Genomic DNA, 19,899 nt, shown 5'->3' with positions numbered 1-19,899 from the left:
ACAAAACAAATTACTTTCTGACCTTATCTATAAGAATAAAACTAAGTTTTCTCTTGTTGTTTTCGTTATACATTCTAAACTATTTAGTTACTTCACTATTTCACTTCAAAGTAGATGGTTTTATTTTATATAACATGCTATTCATAATGAAATAGTAACTAAAAAATGAAAACAGTTTACTTTACTTTTCTTCTTATTGTACAACAGAGTATTCATTCATGCATTGTTATTTGTTCACAAATTCGATATAATTTGATTGAGTAAAGTCGAAATATTTTATTAATATAAAATTGTGTGATTAGGGGATATTTCAACAGAAAAGGGGTAATCCATCATGAAACACCTCGTAATACTAGGTGGCGGCTACGGTGGAATGAGAATTCTGCAACGGCTACTTCCAAACAACCAACTTCCGGATGATGTACAAGTGACATTAATCGACAAAGTACCATACCATTGTTTCAAAACTGAATATTATGCATTAGTAGCGGGTACAATTTCAGAAACGCATATTCGCATACCGTTTCCTGAGCACCCACGCCTTAATATTCAATACGGCACAATAACAAATATTGATCTCGAAGAAAAAGCTGTTCATCTTGATGGCGGCGAAGCAATCCAATATGATGATTTAATTATCGGACTTGGCTGTGAAGATAAATATCATAACGTTCCTGGAGCAAAGGAATATACGCACAGTCTACAATCGATTGAACAAACACGTAAGACATATGAACAATTAAATAGTCTAGAACCGAATGCAACAGTTGCTGTTGTTGGTGCGGGCTTAAGTGGCGTTGAAGTAGCAAGTGAACTTCGCGAAAGCCGTTCTGATTTAAAAATCTATTTATTTGATCGAAAAGATAGAATTTTATTCCCATATCCAGAGAAATTAAGTAGATATGTAGAAGAATGGTTTGTAAAGCATAAAGTTAACATTATACGAAACTCTAACATTACAAAAGTAGAACCAAATATTGTGTACAACCACGATGAGCCACTTGAATGTGATGCAATCGTCTGGACAGCTGGTATTCAAGCAAATGAAGTTGTTCGAAACCTTCCAGTTGAACAAGATGGTAGCGGACGGGTTGTTTTAACAAAATATCACAATATTCCAAATAACGAGCGCGTTTACGTTGTAGGAGATTGTGCAGCACTTCCACATGCACCATCTGCTCAACTTGCTGAAGGTCAAGGAGAACAAATTGTCCAAATATTATTAAAACGTTGGAATAATGAGCCACTTCCTGATGAACTACCTGTTATAAAATTAAAAGGTGTTCTCGGTTCTCTTGGTAAGAAGCACGGCTTCGGTTTACTAGCAAACCAACCATTAATGGGGCGTGTACCGAGATTGTTAAAATCAGGTCTTCTTTGGATGTACAAATATCATAAGGGTTAATACTTTACAGGCTGTCTACTATGTAGACAGCCTCTTTTATTAGTTACAATATAATTATCAGACACATCTTTCTCAACATGGATAATGATTTATTTTTCATTTTTATATTAAAAACTAGTGATAAACAGTGTATGCTATTTATAAGTTGTTTATTATTTCCTTTAAGACCGAAGTCATTCGGTCTTATTTTTTATGTTGTAAATACTTTTACAGGAGGCATTTCATTTCACTTATGAACTTAACGAAACTAAACGATCGAATAGAAGCGAAGAAGAAAGAATTGATCTATCTCGTTGAAAAGTACGGATTCACTCATGATAAAGTAATTTCTTTCAGCCAAGAATTAGATCGTTTACTTAACTTATTAATAAAACTCAAGACGAAGAAAAAACGTTGCTCTTTATAACCGTTATCTTCTCTTTTTTGATACGATATAAAGTGAAACTTTAATCAGCCCTCACCAATCGGGCTTTTACGGGCAGCCCGCCCCCCACCTAACTTCTTTGCTTTCGCTGAATTTTGAGGTGGGGGCTTACTGCCCGCAAATAGCGGGATAACTAGAATCTGAAAGGAGCAATTTATGTTTATATTAAAAGACGTTACCTATAAAGATATACTACACATTCCTTATTTACAGATTCAAAAAGAAAAAATCACATGTATTATCGGTGAGAGCGGGAGTGGAAAAAGCACCTTGCTCCGCATGTTAAATGATCTACAATCTCCAACATCTGGCACAATTGAATATAACGGAAAACTAATTTCTGATTATCCCCCTATTCAATTACGACGTGACGTAGTTATGCTTGGGCAAACGCCACCTATTTTCGATGGAACCATTAAAGACAATCTATTAATGGGACTTCGTCTTTCTGAAAAACCATTTCCAAATGATGATGCCCTGCGAAGCGCATTAGCGACTGTTAGCTTAGAAAAAAATTTAGAAGACAACGCTGATTCATTATCAGGCGGGGAAAAACAACGACTTGCTTTTGCACGTATCGTACTTATGGATCCACCTGTCTATTTATTAGATGAACCAACCTCGGCGCTAGATAGTGATACAGAACGCCGCGTTATGAAACAATTCACTATACTGGCAAGAGAAAAGAAAAAAACAGTTATCTTCATCACACACTCGCAACAACTTCCAGAAGAAATTGCAGACGACATTATTGAAATTAGTAAAGCAAACGGTGCAACTAGAAAGGAAGTGCTCTCAGTTGAAGGGCGTTATTGAACTCCAAATTTGGCAACTTGCCGCTGCATATATTTTCATTCTTATTTTAATTGGACTTGTAAAATTAAAAGGTATTCCGCGTGAAAAACAAATTGCGCTCGCAACATTCCGTATGACGATTCAGCTCGTACTTGTTGCCTATGTCCTTACATACGTATTTGAAAATAGTAATCCATTTTATACAATTGCTCTTATTACTTCTATTACTACCTTTGCAATTTTTAATATTTATAAACGAGTTAACATTCCAATGTCTAAAGAATTAAAACGAGTAGCCGCCCTTTCTATGGTTGCTGGATCAATTGGACCATTACTACTATTTATCTTTGTTATTATCGGACATGATCCTTGGTATGCGCCGCAATATATCGTTCCGATTACAGGAATGTTAGTTGGGAATGCAATGACAGGTGTTTCTCTCGGTGCAAATACATTCTTAAACAACATGAAATCGCAAAGAGGTCAAATTGAAGGAGCACTTATGCTCGGTGCAACATCGAAAGAAGCAACTGCTCCACTCATACGCGACGCTTTTGACTCTGCTATTTTGCCAACAATCAATTCTATGGTCGGAATGGGGATTATAAGCTTACCGGGCATGATGACCGGTCAAATATTAGCTGGTGTTTCACCATTTACAGCCATTCAATATCAAATCGCCATCATACTCGGTATTTCAGGAAGTACCGCTTTCGCTGTTATTATCTTCTTACAGCTTGGATATAAGACCTTCTTTAATAAGCGGTGTCAGTTGAAAGAAGTTGACTATGGTGCGCGGTGAGTCGTACTACTTGCTCGGTAAATGGTGCACTGTTCGCGCTGAATGAAATTATACCGAAAAAAAAATGACAATAAAAAAGAGGAGGCTACCCGCCTCCTCTTTTTACTTACGCCTTCTTAACGAATTGTGATTTTAACTTCATCGCTCCGAAACCGTCGATTTTGCAATCAATATCGTGATCGCCATCAACTAGACGGATACTCTTTACTTTCGTACCGATCTTCACAACTGAAGAAGTTCCTTTTACTTTTAAATCTTTAATGACAGTAACAGCATCGCCGTCTTGAAGAACATTTCCGTTCGCATCTTTTACAACTTTTGCACCATCATTATTTTCAGCTTCTGCTTCTTGGCCCCACTCATGAGCACATTCTGGACATACGAAAAGAACGCCATCCTCATACGTATATTCTGAATTACATTTTGGACAATTTGGTAAAGTAGCCATAAATTCATTTCCTCCGTTCATTATTTATACGTAAAAATCAAAATTGATGTTTACATCTCGATAAATAAAATTTGTATAGCATTTCTTTATAGTGCCATAGTCTCACGTTATTGACAAGCCTACCTGGAATTCTCATTTTTTATTGTATTTTACAAAATTTCAATTCGTATGGTGTTTCCAATAAAAAAGAAGAACCTTCACAAGATTCTCATTTTCAAAATGAACGAATTCTCACTAGAGCCCCCATCCATTTTCCTCAATATAAAATTGATACTCTTCTAGCTCATCTTCACTTAACTTCTTATTATTCTCATATACTTCTTGCCATTCAAAATAGTCTTCACTAAAATAAACAGCAAATTTAATTTTCACGTTTTTCTTCTCTGTATAATCATAACCAGTAAATTCTACTACATCATAATCTTGTTCTTTCTTCACAAACTTCCAAGTTGGATTATCCGTCATAATCTCTAAAGTAACACCTTCACTACTTGAACGAACAACATTTTTAATATTCGGCTCAGTTTGTAAAAGGGAGAGTCCGAACATAGCTCCACCAAACACGATTCCAACTATAACCTGGACACCAACCATACCAGCAAAACTAGCGCTCCCCTTTGATTGTAGGTAATACGCCTTCTCATGATCTGGCATATTTTCTCCCTTATGTAAAACACGAACAGCATGCTTATAATATAAACGGTTTCCTTGCCATCCAGTAAATATCATCGTTCCTAACTGAAGAACTAAACTACATGTTAAATAAACCCCATCTGGAATATCTATAAAAGGAGTTACAACGATACTAGGTATCGCCAATAACGTAAGTATAATAAACAACTTATACATTTTACGATAAGCTAACCAAAACGTTGGGAAGAAAAAGGCTACCCAATTCCACGTATTCCCTTGCGCTGGATTTTCTACTTTGCCCCACTTAAAGTCATAATAAGCTGTATTCTTTTGAACAACTTTATGTAATTCTTGCGGAGAAATTGTTTCTTGTAAAACAGTGTCATTCACGTACATCATCCTTTTCTTCTTTCTACATACATGTATTTTATAGAAAGAAAAAGAAGGAATCTAACAAAAAGGACATATATTTCATAAAAATGAACAGAAATCGAATATATTCCGACAATTCCCCGTTTCTTATTCCATTTTTCTTTTTAATATATTAAAATACTTATGAATGATACGTTTAATACACTAAGTTAAGCATTTTACATAGGCATAAAAAAAGATGTTCCAAAATCATTTTGAAACATCCTCTTAATTTTCCACTATTTTAAACTACCTTTAACTTTTTCAATAACATCCTCTATACGTTCCGCTATGCATTCAGGCTCCCATTCATCTTTATTCATTTTAAAATCCTTTTGGAGATATATAAGAAACTCCAACAAATCTTCTTTAGAATTCACATGATCAAGGTATTCGAATACATCCATATTTTATCCCTCTTTCTATTGCTCGTTATTCAAACTAACTATAATATATGACATAAGATTCTTAAAACTATTATTTGAGGTGATCCAATATGAAGACTACCATTTGGGCAGAAAATGATTATTTAAAACTAGCACCCATAAACGAAGAACTAATAAAAAAAGCCGAAGAAGTACTAAACGTAAAGCTTCCGGAATCATACATAAACCTTCTAAAAGAACAAAATGGAGGAACACTTCGCCTTGATGCTCACCCTACTTCAGAGCCAAATTCTTGGGCAGACGATCACGTTAATGTGTCTGGCCTATATGGCATTTCTTTTGATGAAAATGAATCTAGTATTTTAGAGAGCCGTTATTTAATTCAAGAATGGGAAATGCCTGAGAATCTCGTACTTTTATCGGGGGACGGGCATACATGGATTGCATTAGACTATTGAAATGTAGCTGAAAATCCTCCAGTTATATTTATCGATAATGAGGTGGAGCAAATAATTGAATTAGCACCTAACTTTGAAAGCTTCTTACAAAACTTAACTACGTACGATTATGACGAAGAGTAATTCTCTCTAAAGGAGTACGCAATAGTGCAAGATTTCATTATTAATTTACACGCTACTTTAAAACCGCTTGGATTTAAGAAAAAAAGACATACATTTTTTCAAAGCTGATAATGGATTTTATAAGCTTATCAATATACAAAAAAGCCAGTTTGGAGATAACTTCTATATACATATAGGAGTTCATCCAATTGGTCTCCCGCAGCTTATAACGGACCAATTACAAATAAAAGAAAACATTTCAATATTCGATTGCATTCTGCGAACGAGAATAGAGCTTATACATATGAAACAGAACCAGTTATTGCATAATGTTTCACATGAAACTATCGACATTCCGAATTACCTTTCTACTATTTTCGACTGGTTTCAAACGTGGGCATCTTATGAAAATTTAACAAAAATAAATACCGAGGAAAAAGAGCCCGTATTCTTTCATGAAGTGGATATGTATATGAAAAAACTAGTAGAAAGCGCAATGTAATTTCACATTGTGCTTTCTACTAGTGCTTTATATTCCTCTTGTAATTTTTTAAATTGTTCTTCATATTTTTGCATCTTTACGATATCCGTCTTCGAATTAAGGAGTGGTCTTCTTCTCCCAGTCACCATTATATTTTTCCCCTCTATTGCATCGTTCATATGTACATAAGGTTTAAAAAACTCACATTCCGTATATGGCAATGCTACAGATATTTTTGCATACTCTTCTACCTTAAATTGATTAGATATGCTTAACTCTTTTAAAGTTTCCAATTGCATTAACGGTTCTAATGAATCATCTTTAACCTTTAAATTCATCAAAGTAAGCTTTTGCAACTGCTGTAATTCAGCGAGTGGTTTTAAAGTTTGTACTTTCATCGCTGCATTTATCCCACCACCCATATAGAAGGTATTGAGTTGTGTGCACTTACTTAAAGCACTTAAATCTTCTAACTTAGAAAAATCATCAATTAGTAAGGATTTGAGTTTTTTATTATAATCAATATCCCATAACGTCTTCGCTTTTGTATTCCAGCACATATGTAACTGTTGTAAATTAGACAATTTCTGAAGGCTACTTAAATCCTCGACCCTCATTTCGTAAACATATAATATATCGGGACAAACATACGTAAGAATATGATCAAACTGCTTTTGATTTACTGCGAACACCCATAACTTTTTAACTTGCAAAGATGCTAGTCGTTCTATATTTTTTGTTTTCCCCTCAATCGCTACTTCTTCTAAATCACCAGCTATACTTGCTAAGTCTTTCGTAATCTTCGGCTGATCACCAATCGGAAACATTTTATCCTCCCCTACAACTCCCAAATAATATTCATCTCTTCAAACGACGCTTTACTAACTTCTAACCCTTCACTATCATCCGTTCCAATCATCGCTACTTCTTCTTTAGATAACTTAATTTCCTCATTTGGATTTTTGATTTTTCTCTCATACACGAGTTGTAAAAGCTCTATTTGTTCCTCTGTTAGCTCATACGCTTCTTCCAATCTTTCTATTGCAGATCCCCTATCCAGTAATGGAATTTCTAATAAAAATCCACCGTTCTCTTCCATTTCTTCAAATGAATCGATTGAATACGCACCGCTATCCTCAATCCAAAAAGCTGTTGTAATGAAAGGAACTGTTTCGCCTTCTACTTCTTCTAATACGTATTGAAGTGCTTCTTCTTTCGCAATTTCTATCACTTCAGAAGGTGCTCCTTCAAAATAATTTGCTGCATCAATCCACTCATCAATTCGCTCACTATTCACGTCTTGAAGACATACAATCGTGTAATTCGGATAAAACGTAATTGTCCCTTGTCCGCCTTGAGTATCTTGCATACTATAGTTACATCCATCCCATGAACTTTCATGTGAGAAATCAGGAGCATGCGCTGCAAAAATTGCGCCTGCAATCGACTTTAAAATGCATCCTTTCCATAATTGTTCTTTATTTATATGTAATTTATATTTACTCATCATCTTCCTCCATGCACATATTTTGTCTATTATCTTTCGATTTCTCATTTCTTGTAAAGTGATTTTTCATTATTTCAAAATAATAAAGCACCCTTTGCATAAAGGATGCTTTTACATTCATCTACCATTTCTCTCTACACGTCTCAATTAAGTGCAGCAAATACCTCTTCGTCATATCTGCCCTTCTCCACCTTGAGAGCATTCGCTTTTCTTTTGGGTTTTTCCGTATTCTCGCTACTTCTTTTAATAAAAGCTCCCATTCTTCCGCTGAATGTTCTAATAAGTATTGTAACCCTCTATCTTTTGAAACAATTGTTTTATGATCTAGTGTATATAAAATACGCCCCATCGTAACGACCGCTGATTCTACCCATTCTTCTATAAAGAATAAATATGGCTGCTTGGCCTTTCCACTCCAGTACTGCTCTACGTTGTATTTCATCGTATTGACTACATCATCCCACCCTATTTGAAACGAAAGGTCTCCCGCTTCTTTCCCGGTAACTGTAATGCCTTGATTTTTCAATGTCCACCATGTGACCGCATTAATGTCCCAATGTCCTATATCCGCCTTGCCATCTGCACAATACACGTACTCATTCATTTCATCATTGTATTTCCCTAAATCAGCAAGCGGAATATACATACCATCCATTCTTTTACCTAACGTACTACTACTAAGTTTCTTATGTAGTTCTACAAGTTGTTGTTTTTCAGCCTCATTCACGGAATCACTTATTACCGTAACAAAATCAACATCGCTCGTTTCCACATGAAATGCACCGAGCGCGATAGATCCGTAAATATATACGCCGACTATTTTTTCGTCTAAGAAAATTTCTTTTAACCCTACTATGTACTGCTCCATCAACTGCTCTACTTCTTTTGGTAACACATGCTTTACTACATTCTCCACATCTATCCCTCCAATGAAAAAAGCCTTTGCAAATTCGCAAAGACTTCCTACTTTATAAATATTTCTCGATTTCTTCGTAAACATCCTTCAAACGAGGATTTCCTTCTCCAACAATTTCTCCATTTACAAGAACGACCGGATAAAATAAATCTTCCTCCACTACACGTTCTGCAAATGCTTTTTTATCTTCATCTTCTTGTTCTTCTTGAAAATCAATATACTCGAAATTAAATTTATTTTCTTGTCCTTCATATTTACGACCAATCGCCGCTTGTATCCACTCAAACGTTTCTGTTGAAGATGGCATTCCAACGCAGCTCGCACAAATTACTTTCGTCCCATACACTTGCACATTAACCATTTCTTCTCCCCCACTTCTTGTTTCAACAGCATATTCAGATGTCTTATTACATAAGCACATCATTTTACAAACTTATTCCATACCCCTATACTGAAAAAACACGAAAAAATATTTCGACAATAAAACAAGAAGAGAAAAAATAGATTTTCCCCTCTATCTTGATTATAATAAAACTGATGAAAGGAGTCGATAAAAATGGAAAACCCACATATGCAAGAACAAGTACTAGAAGTATTAGATAAATTACGTCCATTCTTACTTCGCGATGGCGGAGACGTTGAATTAGTAGACATTGAAGAAGGTATCGTAAAATTACGCCTTATGGGTGCATGCGGAAGCTGCCCAAGTTCTACAATCACACTAAAAGCTGGTATCGAACGCGCGTTACTTGAAGAAGTACCAGGCGTTATCGAAGTAGAACAAGTATTTTAATCTAAAAGCAGAAGCGGCTCGTTCAGAATCGCTTGCTAGAAAGAGACCCATTTGGGTCTCTTTTTTTATTCAAGTATCACTTATGCGTTAACATCATAAAACAAAATTGGAAATCCTTCTCAAAAAATGCGATAATTGATACTATATAGTGAATCGTTCACACATATAAAGTAAAAAACATAGGGGGACGACACATGCCAAAAATGGGGAACACTTTTTTAACAATTCAAGAACTAGAAAAGAAAAAAGAGTATTTATTAGACCTTTCATCCGTTATACCGACATGGAATGTGAGCTATCAATTTTTATTTAAAGAAATCCAGCAAGAATTATTGAGTAAAGTAAATGAAAAACTCGAAAAGCATCAATTCGTTTTAAATATATGTGCAGATCAACAGGTAGGGGCATAATGTATTACATACAATTGTAGTATAAAAAAAGAGACCTCAATCGGTCTCTTTTTTTATTTTAAGACAGCCAATCTAATTTCCTAATTCCTAACTTATCGACCGGTAAACGAAGTGAGCCATAAAAATGCTTCATAAATTGCTCAGAACGGTTCACATCGTGTAAAATGGCTTCTAAGCGATCTCTATATATGCTTTTTTGTTCTTCGTTTCCAGTTTGATAATATCGTTCGACTGTTTCAAAATAGTGAAGCGGGAACAGGAGCCTTGCAAATAATAGGCGCCAACCAAATGAGGATAGCGAATAATTTCGTTCGTAATCTGTAACAAATTGAACGATTGTTTTCTCCCAGTCTTTCTTTTTTTCTATCATCATATAACGGATTAATTCTGCCATATCTCGAGTTGGGTGATCATACACCCAATCAAAAGGAAGTTTGAGACGCTTCGTTTGATGCCATAATAAGGGTGTAAATCGTTCTTGGCAAATTGTTGCTGCATCAGTCATTTGCGGCGTATCATCCATCTCTGTATCGACAACATACTGAATTGCATTTTCTGCAACTCCTAAGTAATACGGGAAGGATTCAATAAACAATTGATCGAATACGTCTGTAGGGTGGTTCATCACTTGTGATTGCCAAAACTTTTCTAATTGATCGAGCCTTTTTTCCCATAATGCTTTCCATTCACCAATGCGGCTTAATTGCTCGATTTCTTCTGGAAAGAATGCACCTCGTTTATGGAATATAGAAAGCTCACTTCCTAATGATGTAGCATGTCGTTCTAACGCACGCATACCTTTTAATAAGCAGTAATTTTGTTCTTCTATCTCACTTACATAGTAGCCGTGTATAGTCGGAACGAAAGTCGCTACAGTTAGATCCCCTTGCTGGTTCATGTAATCACTGAGCTTTTTCATCTCTACAAGTACTTCTTCCGCCATTTCTCCAATTGGAATAAGTACATAAATCTTGTTGCGAATCCAAAAGCTTTTATAGGGGCCAAGGGGGATTAATTCTTTAACATGCATATGATAATGCTCATAAATATGATGAATCATCGCAGTCGCCACCTATGGTTTTTCTTTATATATATGAGCTTGTGCTCGCCTTTCATTCCTATGCACATGATAAAGCAACGAAACGTATACAAATACTAAAAAGAAAAAAAGGTGATAAACATGAAAGAATCAAATCAACTACAAGAAAGAGCATTACAACTATTACAAGAGCGCGGTGTAACAATTGACGATATTGCTGAGCTTGTTCATTTTCTCCAAAAAAAATATCATCCAAATTTAGAGATGTCAGAATGCCGTTATAACGTTGAGCGTGTATTATCAAAACGTGAAGTACAAAACGCACTGATTACTGGTATCGAACTCGATGTTCTTGCTGAAAAAGGAATGTTAAGTGAGCCGTTACAAGATATCGTAAAACGTGATGAAGGCTTATACGGAATTGATGAAGTGATCGCACTTTCTATCGTTAATGTGTACGGCTCTATCGGTTTCACGAACTTTGGATATATCGATAAATTAAAACCTGGTATTTTAGAATTCTTAAATGATAAATCATCTGGAAAGGTGCATACATTCCTTGATGATATCGTTGGCGGAATTGCTGCCGCTGCTTCAAGCCGTTTAGCGCATAGAGCTGAGCATTCGGAATGAAATATGAAAGACCGTCAGTTTCATACTGACGGTCTTTTGTATTCCATGAGCATAAATTCTCTTCCGCGGCTCAAAAAAATAGGACCTTGTTGAAAACCTATTTTTTTATATAGCGTAATCGCCCTTGTATTAAATGTCGCTACACTAAGTCGAAATGTTTTCGGCTTACATTCTTTAACAGCAAACGCTATCCCAGCTTGAAAAAACATTTTTCCAAGCCCTTTCCCTGTTAACGCTGGCTTCATGCCAAGTCCGATATCAATTACATCTTCTCCACCATATAAATGAGCATCTCTTCCCCCCGGCACTTGTGCATTTTCCCCAAAACAAAAATAGCCGATAAACTCTCCCTTATCGTCACAACAGCCGTAATACGTCCCATCTAATAATTCTTCTATTACTTCTTCCTCACCTGAAAAACTATACAATTTATAAGGTTCTTCATACGTCCATGTATTTATCTCATTTGCTTCTTCTACCGTTAACTTATGTATATCCATCCTTCTCTCTCCTAATCAAGTATTCTATATATACTCATTCATTTTTCGTGCCTCATTTCCCTTCAATCGAATTATGCATAATTACATACGCGCGCCTATGAAACAAATGGTACAATTTAATTGAATCGCTGTTGCTACACTTCTTGATCAAAGAAAAGGCGTTAAAACGGATATTAGCGCCTTATCAAACTCAAGCAATTGGCACATTTTGTCATCATGAAAGACACTCAAAAGAGTGTCTTTTTTTTATATCTCACAAGGACTTACTCATTTCAAAATATAAACACATAAAATAATGTAACTCTTTACACACATGAACCCCTTTCTAAAAGTTGTGAAGTAGATTCAAAATAAAAAGCACTCTTGATTAGAGTGCTTTTTACATTCAAATAAGGAGGTTACATATATGGATAGTACTCTCGTATTTAACTTTGGTATTGGTATTGTTATTATTTTATTTGTTTTCTTTGTTCTTTGTATGAGCGGGGTATAGAAAGACGATTTTAGCCGTCTTTTTATACATACATATGTATTATTTGACTTCCACAAAAGAAGTAACCATAATAGTTACATAAACAAAAAAACTATTCACATATCCACAAATAGGAGGAAGAACAATGAAACATGTAATCGTTTATGCACACCCAAATACAGAAAGCTTCAACCATGCAATTTTAGAAACAGTAAAAAGTGAATTAGAAGAAAAAGGTCATGAAGTACGCGTTCGCGATCTATACGAATTAAACTTCAATCCAGTATTAGGCGCTTCCGATTTCATTTCATTTTCTCAAGGAAACACACCAGAAGATATTAAAGAAGAGCAAGAGCATATCTCTTGGGCTGATAGCATTACATTCATTTACCCAGTTTGGTGGGCGGGACTTCCTGCTATTTTAAAAGGATACGTTGACCGTGTATTTAGCCACGGCTTCGCTTATGCTTACGGTGAAAATGGTATCGAGAAGTTATTAAGCGATAAAAAAGGCTTATTATTATCTACAATGGGAAATACAAAAGAAGCATACACAGCAGGCGGTATGTTTGACGCAATGAAGAAAACAGCTGATGTTGGTATTTTTGAATTTACAGGAATTGAAACAATTGAGCATACATTCTATACAAGTGTCCCTTCTGTGGATGATAATGTGCGTAAACAATATCTTGAAGAGGTTAAAGATGTTGTGAATCGTGCATTTTAATAAAAAAACTCCGGTTGTTAAAACCGGAGTTTTTTTATTTCATCATTAATTTCGGAATATATCTTTGAAGAATGCTTTCTAATTCATTCATATCTTCCTGTCTAATAAGTAAATTCACATTGTCATTCATTTTTTCTCGCCCGCGATATAAAAATATATTTTCTTTTGGATTTTCCCATGTTGATGTTTTATAGCCTTTCAATTCTTCATATGAATAAAAGTTTAATCCGTCTACTACACCTTTTTCATATATTTGTACACTTTTAATAAGATGGATGGCTATTAAAGTCATAAAACAACTTGCTACAGCATGAATACCTAGCTGAATGAGAAACTGTTCAACTGTATCAATATCACCACTTACGTACCGAGCATATATATACATACATTGTCCAATGAAATATGCTGGTCCAAGTAATGCAATCCAACGTCTTTTCACCCGAGGATACATTGCAATGAGTTTTCCTGCGCTTTTTTTCATTTCATTTATTTTATATATCTTCCGTAGAACAAAAAACAAAACACATAATGTAAAAACAAACATAATACATGACATCCAGTACATTCTTATTCTCCCCCTTACATCATTACATTTAAATTTTACATTTTATATACTTATAGTACATATGCAATTATGCATAAAAAAACAGGTAACCTCTTCCGGTTACCTGCATTTCATTACATCTTCTCAATCCACTCCGTCAAGTTATGCACAACTTGCGTTGGTTGAACTTCGTATTCTGTTAACTTCTCCACAGTTGTGACTCCAGTGTGGACAAGAAGCGTATGCATACCAGCATTTATTCCTGCTAAAATGTCTGTATCGTAGTTATCCCCAACCATTAATGCTTCATTCTTTTCTATGCCAAGCACTTTCAAAGCTTGTTCCATAATGATTGATTCTGGTTTTCCGATAAAGATTGGATCCACACCTGTTGATACTGCTACAACTGATGTTAATGAACCGTTACCTGGTAATAATCCGCGCTCAGTCGGAATGGCAATGTCTCCATTTGTGGAAATAAACGTTGCGCCGTTACGCACAGCAAGACAAGCTTTTGCTAATTTTTCATATGTGATATCACGATCTAAACCAACAACAACGAAATCAGGATTTTCATCCACAAGTTCAAATCCTTTTTCCACAAGTGCCTCATGTAACCCTTCTTCACCAATCATATATACAGTTGCGTCTTGTTTACGTTCATAAATGAAGTTCGCTGTTGCCATACTCGTTGTGAATACTTGCTCTGCTTCCGCTGGAATATCGAAACGAACAAGTTTTTCTGCCACCTGTTCTGGTTTACGTGTTGAATTATTCGTAACGAATAAATAAGGAATACCGCGCTCTCCTAATGCTTTTACGAAGTCACTCGCTTCTTCAATTTGTTCTTCTCCGCGATACATCGTACCGTCTAAGTCAATTAAGTAACCTTTATACATCGATTATGTCTCTCCTTCTATGCTAACGTTCTCATCTATCATACCACTCTTATATTACCCGCTTTTTCCAAAGAAAAAAACGCTTTACCTTAAAGCGCCCCATAACGTTCATTTTTTCTCTTTTACTTGGTAAGAACAACTACAATCGCCCTCGCACATGTTTGCTAACGCTTTCACATCTGCACCTGCAAATAAACGCTCATACATCTCTTTTTCATCTTCACATACTTGCGAGAATCTCTCTGCAATTTCCTTTAACGGACAGTTTTGTTTTTCAATTACGAAAGAATTCTCTCCATCTCTCTTGATTTGAACCATATAACCATTTTTCTCTTGCATAGCCGCTATCTCTTGCACTTTATATGCTAAATTCTTTTGATTACTCACTCGCTTTTGCAACTGTTCTTCCATTCGCTTCGTTCTCTCTTTTAAAACGTGACGAAGTATTTTTTCATCGCCCATTCGAGCTAAATCTTCTAGCATATCAATCGCGAATTGCTTATACTCCTTCGGGAATGTATCTTCTCCCTTTTCGCTTAATCCATACAAATAAGTAGGTCTTCCGACATGTTGCCTTACCATCTTGGAATAAATGAAACCATCTTTCTCAAGATTACTTAAATGTCTTCGGATCGCCATTTCTGTAATCTCTAAAACGTCAGCTAGTTCTGCTACCGTGTGCTCTCCCTTTACTTTCAACAATTGCACAATTTCATCTTTCGTCGTACGTGCTTCCCCCATGCTTCACCCTTCTCCCTTTTCTTTCTCACATACAATATAAGACCCCCAAAAAGTAGTCCTGGGGATCTTATAAGCATAATTATTCTGGTACAAATGCAGATACAGGTCCTAATTCCTTCTCTAAATAACTGCGAATATTTGCTGGGTATTTTTCTACCACTGCAATATATTTTTGAATCGTCTTATATAATTCATCATGATTCATTTGAATATAATCTTGCGTAAGCATTTTTCGAAGAAGGATAATTTCTTTCATCCCTTGTCCATCTTCTGCACTTATCACTCGCTCGTCCATTAAAATATCAATAATATCTTCATAGCTTCCCGGATCGCGCATAATAAATCCATCAATCATCGCATTCCCTACATCTAATACACAATCAATAATTAGATGAGCTATACGTTCTAATGCGTAAAATTCAAACTCGGTTTCATATATCTTTTTCTCTTGAAATGTACTTGTTGCTCGTTCTAAACATACTAGCATTTGTTCTATTTTCTTTCTGTCTACAAAATACATGAATGTCACCTACCTGGAAATTAAAGCATTTACATTTTAATTGTAACGCTTTCTTCTGAAAAAATCGACAATTTTTCGAATTCACCTTTTCTCCGTTATTTGTTATAGTTATATTTGTATGATTTTTGAAATTGGAGGAATGGAATCTTGGAACGTGAACTCGCACTAGAAATTGTCCGTGTAACAGAAGCAGCAGCATTAGCATCCGCACAGTGGATGGGCCGCGGAAAGAAAAACGAAGCAGATGATGCAGCAACTACAGCAATGCGTGATATGTTCGATTCAGTAAACATGGCAGGTACAGTTGTAATTGGTGAAGGAGAACTTGATGAAGCACCGATGTTATATATTGGTGAAGAACTAGGAACAGGTAACGGTCCAGAAGTAGATATCGCCGTTGATCCATTAGAAGGTACAAACATCGTTGCAAAAGGTCTTGCAAATGCAATGGCAGTTATCGCAATCGCAGATAAAGGAAACCTTCTTCATGCTCCTGATATGTACATGGAAAAAATCGCGGTTGGTCCAAAAGCAGCTGGCAAAATTAGCTTAGATGATCCAATTGAAAAAACAATCGAAATTGTAGCAGAAGCTAACAATAAAAAGATTCGCGATCTAACAGTTATCATTCAAGAACGTGAACGTCATCAAGATATTATTGACCGTGTTCGTGCAAAAGGTGCACGCGTAAAATTATTTGGTGATGGTGATGTTGGTGCGTCAATTGCAACAGCACTACCTGGAACAGGTATCGACTTATTCGTAGGTATTGGCGGAGCTCCAGAAGGTGTTATTTCTGCAGCAGCATTAAAGTGCCTTGAAGGTGAAATGCAAGCTCGCTTAGTTCCAATGAACGAAGAAGAAGAAGCTCGTTGTCGTGAAATGGGATTAGAAGACCCTCGTCAACTTCTTATGTTAGATGACTTAGTATCTGGGGATGATGCAATCTTCTCAGCAACTGGTGTATCTGCTGGTGAGTTATTAGACGGTGTTAAATTCCTTGGCGGAGATTTAGCTGAAACATACTCTATCGTAATGCGTTACAAAACAAGAACGGTACGATTCATTAAAACGCATCACCATTTAGATCATAAACCACACTTAAACTTAGATATTTAATAAAGGAGCCATGTGTATGGAAGAACGTTTCTTTCTGTACGACGATACAGTCGCTACAAAAACTCGTTTCGTTAGCTTTATGGGAGAAAATGAGCGTCATGATTTAGCGCTACTATACTCCGATCGTCATTACGGTAAAACAATTGTACTTGATATGCAAAGTAATAAATTTGCAATCATCGGTCCTGACGATTTAAACGAACCAGGCTACTTAGAGCACGCATTTTCTATGACTGAAGAAATTGCAGAAGAATTACGCTCATTTTTATTTGAACTTATATAATTTATCGTAGGCACCAGCTATTTTAGCTGGTGTTTTTTCATCACAAAAGTTTTGAATTTTCAATCTTCTGTGTTATAATTAAGAATAAATCTATTTGGATAGAAAGGACGTTATCTACGTATGCCAACATTTACTTTGTAATGGACCAGCAATTGGATAGCATTACTCTCAAAAAAGCACCACGCTTTTTCAAGGGAGTAGTCTGCCCATTCCCATTACAAAGGAACGTAATGCATCTGTAGTATGATGTTTACGGAGGTTCCTCTTTGGGGAACCTCCTTTTATTTTTGTCTTTTTCTCATGTCTTCATACTACAAGACATCCAAATAGCTGTATTACGTTCCTTTACCACTACTATAAGAGGTGAAGGAACATGCAGAAAGTACAACTTTCTTGGAGTTTATATGAAAACGAGCAAAACACAATCGAAAAGTATTGTAAAAATTGCAGACGCACTACCCTATTTACTGATACGAATATTCGTAGGCATAACGCCAATGGAAAAAATATATACCGCTTTGCCATTTATAAATGCCCCAAAGATCATACTTGGAACCAAAAACTTCGTATTTATAAAGCTTTTACCGATCATGTAGAGACAGTCGATATAAAGCAGCAAGATCAAATAGAAACAACTACTACCATTTCCATTACAAAGCATAAAGAAAGTGGCATAGCGGAAATCACTGTTGTATTAGACATTGTCTTCGGTTCCCACCGAATGGATAAAGCCTTATCCACATATATTTCCGAATGGAGCCGTACACTCATTGTGGATAAAATTAAAAATGGGGATATTCAATTAAACGGACAACAAATGAAGCCAAATACCATACTTTCTGAAGGCGATTCTATTTCGATTTGTTTATGAGGGGGAATCTCATGTTAAATGTGAGAAAAGGAACGATTGATTTATTAGACGAATTAGATGCAATGTATACGGAATGTAAAAAAGTACTCTTACAAAATCAGATTTATCAATGGGACGATTCTTACCCTACGCGAGAGCATATTTCCTATCACTTAGTGCAAGATGAACTTTACTGCCTATTTGAGCATGATTCACTCGTTGGCGCTGTTGTATTAAATGAATGGCAATCTCCTGAATACGCACTTATTGACTGGTCAGAAACAGACGGTCGCTTTCTTATCGTCCATTCTTTCGTCATCCATCCACTTACACAAGGAAAAGGATATAGCAAATTACTTTTATCCTTTTGGGAAAATGAAGCAAGACGGATTGGCTACAAAGGAATACGCCTAGATTGCTTTACAGGAAATCCGATTTCATTAAACCTATACGAAAAGAACAATTATATTTGCCGAGGTGCTGTTTATTTTTCCAGTAAACAGCCTCCTCATAATTGGTATAACTGCTATGAAAAAATCCTCTTACAATCGTAAGAGGATTTTTTTATTTCTTCACTTTTCGTAATACGAAGTGTGCACAACCGAAGTTACAGTACTCGTATAAATACTCCGTTAACGTACTAATTTTCGTATCATATGTCGCACGCTGGTTACTATCATCAAAGAATCCGCGCAATCTAAGTTGCTCATAACCCCAGTCTCCAACGATGTAATCATATTTATTTAAAATTTCTGCATAGCGCTCTTTAAATGCTTCTTCACTAAAACCGTCACGAAAGTTTTTAATTACTTCGTACTGAACATTATTAATGCTCACCGTAGCATGAATCTCTTGCTTTTGCTCCATCATTAACTTCCTCTCTAAGCATTCTTCTTTTTATCGTATCACAAAGCATACCAACCAACAATTTCAAATACAAAAAATTGAAAATTAGTGCATGCTATGGAGAAGGAGGTGATACATCGTGAAAAAACAAATTATACTCTCTCTTCTCACTCTTTCCTTATTTGCAGGCTGTCAAACAAATAATAAAGCCGAAATGGAACGTGAAGAAGGAAGCCGTGTTCTTGTTTCCAATAAAAACGACATGTATCATACGGAAAATACAAATACACGGCTTACAAGGGTCGGCTATTCATCTAAACAAAAGCATGAAGTATCTAACAAACAAGTAGGAGCCATTAACCGTGAGAAAGTCGCTGAAATGATTACAAGCATGGCAGTCAAACTTCCTGACGTTACAAACGCTGCTACGCTCGTTACCGATGATGAAGTATTTGTTGTATACCGTGCAAACACAACGGATCCGAAACTTGTAGCGGATCAAGTATATAAAACTGCTTTGTCCATCGTCCCTCGCTATTATAAAGCATATGTATCAACAGACCAAAAGTTGATTTCTCAAATTCAAGGCCTTCAATCTGGTGCATTAAATGATACAGAATATACGCAAAGCCTCGATATGTTAAAGCGTGAAATGAGTAAAAACCCTCATTTGAACAATACAGGGGATCAGACTTTGAATGATATGATAAAAAAATAAAGAAGGTGGAGAAAACCTCCACCTTCTTTATTTTTTT

Annotated in this window: 27 protein-coding genes and 2 pseudogenes; 15 read left to right on the top strand and 14 right to left on the bottom strand. The window is 35.9% G+C overall.

Going from position 1 to position 19,899, the window contains the following annotated elements; genetic code table 11:
* Positions 1-334: 334 nt before the first annotated feature.
* The 4 genes from ACUN28_RS04255 to ACUN28_RS04240 all read left to right on the top strand — a co-directional run bounded on the left by ACUN28_RS04255 (position 335) and on the right by ACUN28_RS04240 (position 3,426).
* Positions 335-1,405 carry an NAD(P)/FAD-dependent oxidoreductase gene (locus tag ACUN28_RS04255; RefSeq protein ID WP_016085724.1) on the top strand — a complete coding sequence of 357 codons (1,071 nt, stop codon included), beginning with the start codon at positions 335-337 and terminating at the stop codon, positions 1,403-1,405.
* Positions 1,406-1,637: 232 nt separating this feature from the next.
* Positions 1,638-1,811: an aspartyl-phosphate phosphatase Spo0E family protein gene (locus ACUN28_RS04250; protein ID WP_001054621.1), complete on the top strand. Its 174-nt coding sequence runs from the start codon at positions 1,638-1,640 to the stop codon at positions 1,809-1,811.
* Positions 1,812-1,985: 174 nt separating this feature from the next.
* Positions 1,986-2,645: an ABC transporter ATP-binding protein gene (locus ACUN28_RS04245; protein ID WP_016085723.1), complete on the top strand. Its 660-nt coding sequence runs from the start codon at positions 1,986-1,988 to the stop codon at positions 2,643-2,645.
* Positions 2,629-3,426 carry an ABC transporter permease gene (locus ACUN28_RS04240; protein WP_016085722.1) on the top strand — a complete coding sequence of 266 codons (798 nt, stop codon included), beginning with the start codon at positions 2,629-2,631 and terminating at the stop codon, positions 3,424-3,426. The genes ACUN28_RS04245 and ACUN28_RS04240 overlap by 17 nt, the downstream gene beginning before the upstream one ends.
* A gap of 106 nt (positions 3,427-3,532) precedes the next feature.
* Here the strand turns inward: ACUN28_RS04240 and phnA are convergent, their stop codons facing one another.
* The 3 genes from phnA to ACUN28_RS04225 form a co-directional block, all read right to left on the bottom strand.
* Positions 3,533-3,874 (bottom strand): alkylphosphonate utilization operon protein PhnA, encoded by a 342-nt coding sequence (gene phnA, locus ACUN28_RS04235; protein ID WP_000212737.1) that lies wholly within the window; start codon positions 3,872-3,874, stop codon positions 3,533-3,535.
* A gap of 234 nt (positions 3,875-4,108) precedes the next feature.
* A complete protein-coding gene (locus ACUN28_RS04230) occupies positions 4,109-4,903 on the bottom strand; it encodes a DUF2628 domain-containing protein (protein WP_048894609.1) in 795 nt (264 codons plus the stop codon).
* Positions 4,904-5,157: 254 nt separating this feature from the next.
* Positions 5,158-5,325, bottom strand: coding sequence for a hypothetical protein (locus ACUN28_RS04225; protein ID WP_016085720.1), 168 nt, complete (start codon positions 5,323-5,325; stop codon positions 5,158-5,160).
* Between the two features lie 89 nt (positions 5,326-5,414).
* Here ACUN28_RS04225 and ACUN28_RS04220 point away from each other — a divergent pair.
* Both ACUN28_RS04220 and ACUN28_RS04215 read left to right on the top strand, forming a co-directional pair.
* A pseudogene (locus tag ACUN28_RS04220) lies at positions 5,415-5,885 on the top strand (SMI1/KNR4 family protein).
* Positions 5,886-5,909: 24 nt separating this feature from the next.
* Positions 5,910-6,366: pseudogene (locus ACUN28_RS04215) on the top strand (DUF4304 domain-containing protein).
* A gap of 2 nt (positions 6,367-6,368) precedes the next feature.
* Here ACUN28_RS04215 and ACUN28_RS04210 read toward each other — a convergent pair.
* From ACUN28_RS04210 to ACUN28_RS04195, 4 genes are all read right to left on the bottom strand, one after another.
* The gene (locus ACUN28_RS04210; protein WP_016085717.1) at positions 6,369-7,172 is read right to left on the bottom strand and encodes a hypothetical protein; all 804 of its coding nucleotides are present in this window, start codon (positions 7,170-7,172) and stop codon (positions 6,369-6,371) included.
* An 11-nt stretch (positions 7,173-7,183) separates the two neighbouring features.
* Positions 7,184-7,852, bottom strand: coding sequence for a hypothetical protein (locus tag ACUN28_RS04205; RefSeq protein WP_016085716.1), 669 nt, complete (start codon positions 7,850-7,852; stop codon positions 7,184-7,186).
* A 121-nt stretch (positions 7,853-7,973) separates the two neighbouring features.
* Positions 7,974-8,768 carry a nucleotidyltransferase domain-containing protein gene (locus ACUN28_RS04200; protein WP_016085715.1) on the bottom strand — a complete coding sequence of 265 codons (795 nt, stop codon included), beginning with the start codon at positions 8,766-8,768 and terminating at the stop codon, positions 7,974-7,976.
* Between the two features lie 52 nt (positions 8,769-8,820).
* A complete protein-coding gene (locus tag ACUN28_RS04195; RefSeq protein WP_016085714.1) occupies positions 8,821-9,129 on the bottom strand; it encodes a YuzD family protein in 309 nt (102 codons plus the stop codon).
* Between the two features lie 195 nt (positions 9,130-9,324).
* On the opposite strand from ACUN28_RS04195, the gene ACUN28_RS04190 reads away from it, so the two are divergent.
* Positions 9,325-9,561: a NifU family protein gene (locus ACUN28_RS04190; RefSeq protein ID WP_000431159.1), complete on the top strand. Its 237-nt coding sequence runs from the start codon at positions 9,325-9,327 to the stop codon at positions 9,559-9,561.
* A gap of 194 nt (positions 9,562-9,755) precedes the next feature.
* Entirely contained in the window at positions 9,756-9,971 is a 216-nt protein-coding gene (locus ACUN28_RS04185) for a hypothetical protein (RefSeq protein ID WP_016085713.1), read from the top strand.
* 58 nt (positions 9,972-10,029) lie between these two features.
* Here ACUN28_RS04185 and yutH read toward each other — a convergent pair whose 3' ends face one another.
* The gene (gene yutH / locus ACUN28_RS04180) at positions 10,030-11,031 is read right to left on the bottom strand and encodes a spore coat putative kinase YutH (RefSeq protein WP_016085712.1); all 1,002 of its coding nucleotides are present in this window, start codon (positions 11,029-11,031) and stop codon (positions 10,030-10,032) included.
* A gap of 120 nt (positions 11,032-11,151) precedes the next feature.
* Here yutH and ACUN28_RS04175 point away from each other — a divergent pair, with 120 nt between their 5' ends.
* Positions 11,152-11,643: a phosphatidylglycerophosphatase A family protein gene (locus ACUN28_RS04175; RefSeq protein WP_000665100.1), complete on the top strand. Its 492-nt coding sequence runs from the start codon at positions 11,152-11,154 to the stop codon at positions 11,641-11,643.
* A 20-nt stretch (positions 11,644-11,663) separates the two neighbouring features.
* Here ACUN28_RS04175 and ACUN28_RS04170 read toward each other — a convergent pair whose 3' ends face one another.
* The gene (locus tag ACUN28_RS04170; RefSeq protein WP_016085711.1) at positions 11,664-12,143 is read right to left on the bottom strand and encodes a GNAT family N-acetyltransferase; all 480 of its coding nucleotides are present in this window, start codon (positions 12,141-12,143) and stop codon (positions 11,664-11,666) included.
* A gap of 617 nt (positions 12,144-12,760) precedes the next feature.
* On the opposite strand from ACUN28_RS04170, the gene ACUN28_RS04165 reads away from it, so the two are divergent.
* Positions 12,761-13,342: an NAD(P)H-dependent oxidoreductase gene (locus ACUN28_RS04165; protein WP_000683428.1), complete on the top strand. Its 582-nt coding sequence runs from the start codon at positions 12,761-12,763 to the stop codon at positions 13,340-13,342.
* Between the two features lie 34 nt (positions 13,343-13,376).
* On the opposite strand, the gene ACUN28_RS04160 is transcribed toward ACUN28_RS04165, so the two are convergent.
* From ACUN28_RS04160 to ACUN28_RS04145, 4 genes are all read right to left on the bottom strand, one after another.
* Entirely contained in the window at positions 13,377-13,907 is a 531-nt protein-coding gene (locus ACUN28_RS04160; RefSeq protein ID WP_016085710.1) for a hypothetical protein, read from the bottom strand.
* A gap of 113 nt (positions 13,908-14,020) precedes the next feature.
* Positions 14,021-14,785 (bottom strand): TIGR01457 family HAD-type hydrolase, encoded by a 765-nt coding sequence (locus ACUN28_RS04155; RefSeq protein WP_016085709.1) that lies wholly within the window; start codon positions 14,783-14,785, stop codon positions 14,021-14,023.
* A 108-nt stretch (positions 14,786-14,893) separates the two neighbouring features.
* The gene (locus ACUN28_RS04150) at positions 14,894-15,526 is read right to left on the bottom strand and encodes a helix-turn-helix transcriptional regulator (protein ID WP_016085708.1); all 633 of its coding nucleotides are present in this window, start codon (positions 15,524-15,526) and stop codon (positions 14,894-14,896) included.
* A gap of 79 nt (positions 15,527-15,605) precedes the next feature.
* On the bottom strand, positions 15,606-16,046 hold the full coding sequence (locus ACUN28_RS04145) for a DUF86 domain-containing protein (protein ID WP_016085707.1): 441 nt from the start codon (positions 16,044-16,046) through the stop codon (positions 15,606-15,608).
* Between the two features lie 147 nt (positions 16,047-16,193).
* Here ACUN28_RS04145 and glpX point away from each other — a divergent pair, with 147 nt between their 5' ends.
* From glpX to ACUN28_RS04125, 4 genes are all read left to right on the top strand, one after another.
* The gene (gene glpX / locus ACUN28_RS04140; protein ID WP_016085706.1) at positions 16,194-17,165 is read left to right on the top strand and encodes a class II fructose-bisphosphatase; all 972 of its coding nucleotides are present in this window, start codon (positions 16,194-16,196) and stop codon (positions 17,163-17,165) included.
* Between the two features lie 16 nt (positions 17,166-17,181).
* On the top strand, positions 17,182-17,448 hold the full coding sequence (locus tag ACUN28_RS04135; RefSeq protein WP_000392613.1) for a DUF3055 domain-containing protein: 267 nt from the start codon (positions 17,182-17,184) through the stop codon (positions 17,446-17,448).
* A gap of 373 nt (positions 17,449-17,821) precedes the next feature.
* Positions 17,822-18,319: a cytoplasmic protein gene (locus ACUN28_RS04130; protein WP_016085705.1), complete on the top strand. Its 498-nt coding sequence runs from the start codon at positions 17,822-17,824 to the stop codon at positions 18,317-18,319.
* 11 nt (positions 18,320-18,330) lie between these two features.
* Positions 18,331-18,852 (top strand): GNAT family N-acetyltransferase, encoded by a 522-nt coding sequence (locus ACUN28_RS04125; protein WP_016085704.1) that lies wholly within the window; start codon positions 18,331-18,333, stop codon positions 18,850-18,852.
* A 10-nt stretch (positions 18,853-18,862) separates the two neighbouring features.
* On the opposite strand, the gene ACUN28_RS04120 is transcribed toward ACUN28_RS04125, so the two are convergent.
* Positions 18,863-19,165, bottom strand: coding sequence for a YutD family protein (locus ACUN28_RS04120; protein ID WP_000435943.1), 303 nt, complete (start codon positions 19,163-19,165; stop codon positions 18,863-18,865).
* 118 nt (positions 19,166-19,283) lie between these two features.
* On the opposite strand from ACUN28_RS04120, the gene ACUN28_RS04115 reads away from it, so the two are divergent.
* Positions 19,284-19,862, top strand: coding sequence for a YhcN/YlaJ family sporulation lipoprotein (locus ACUN28_RS04115; protein ID WP_016085703.1), 579 nt, complete (start codon positions 19,284-19,286; stop codon positions 19,860-19,862).
* Positions 19,863-19,899 lie beyond the last annotated feature (37 nt).

The sequence above is a fragment of the Bacillus sp. WC2507 genome (genome assembly GCF_052656125.1).
Note: the sequence above shows the minus strand (reverse complement) of the source record. Positions and strands in the feature narration are given on the sequence as shown.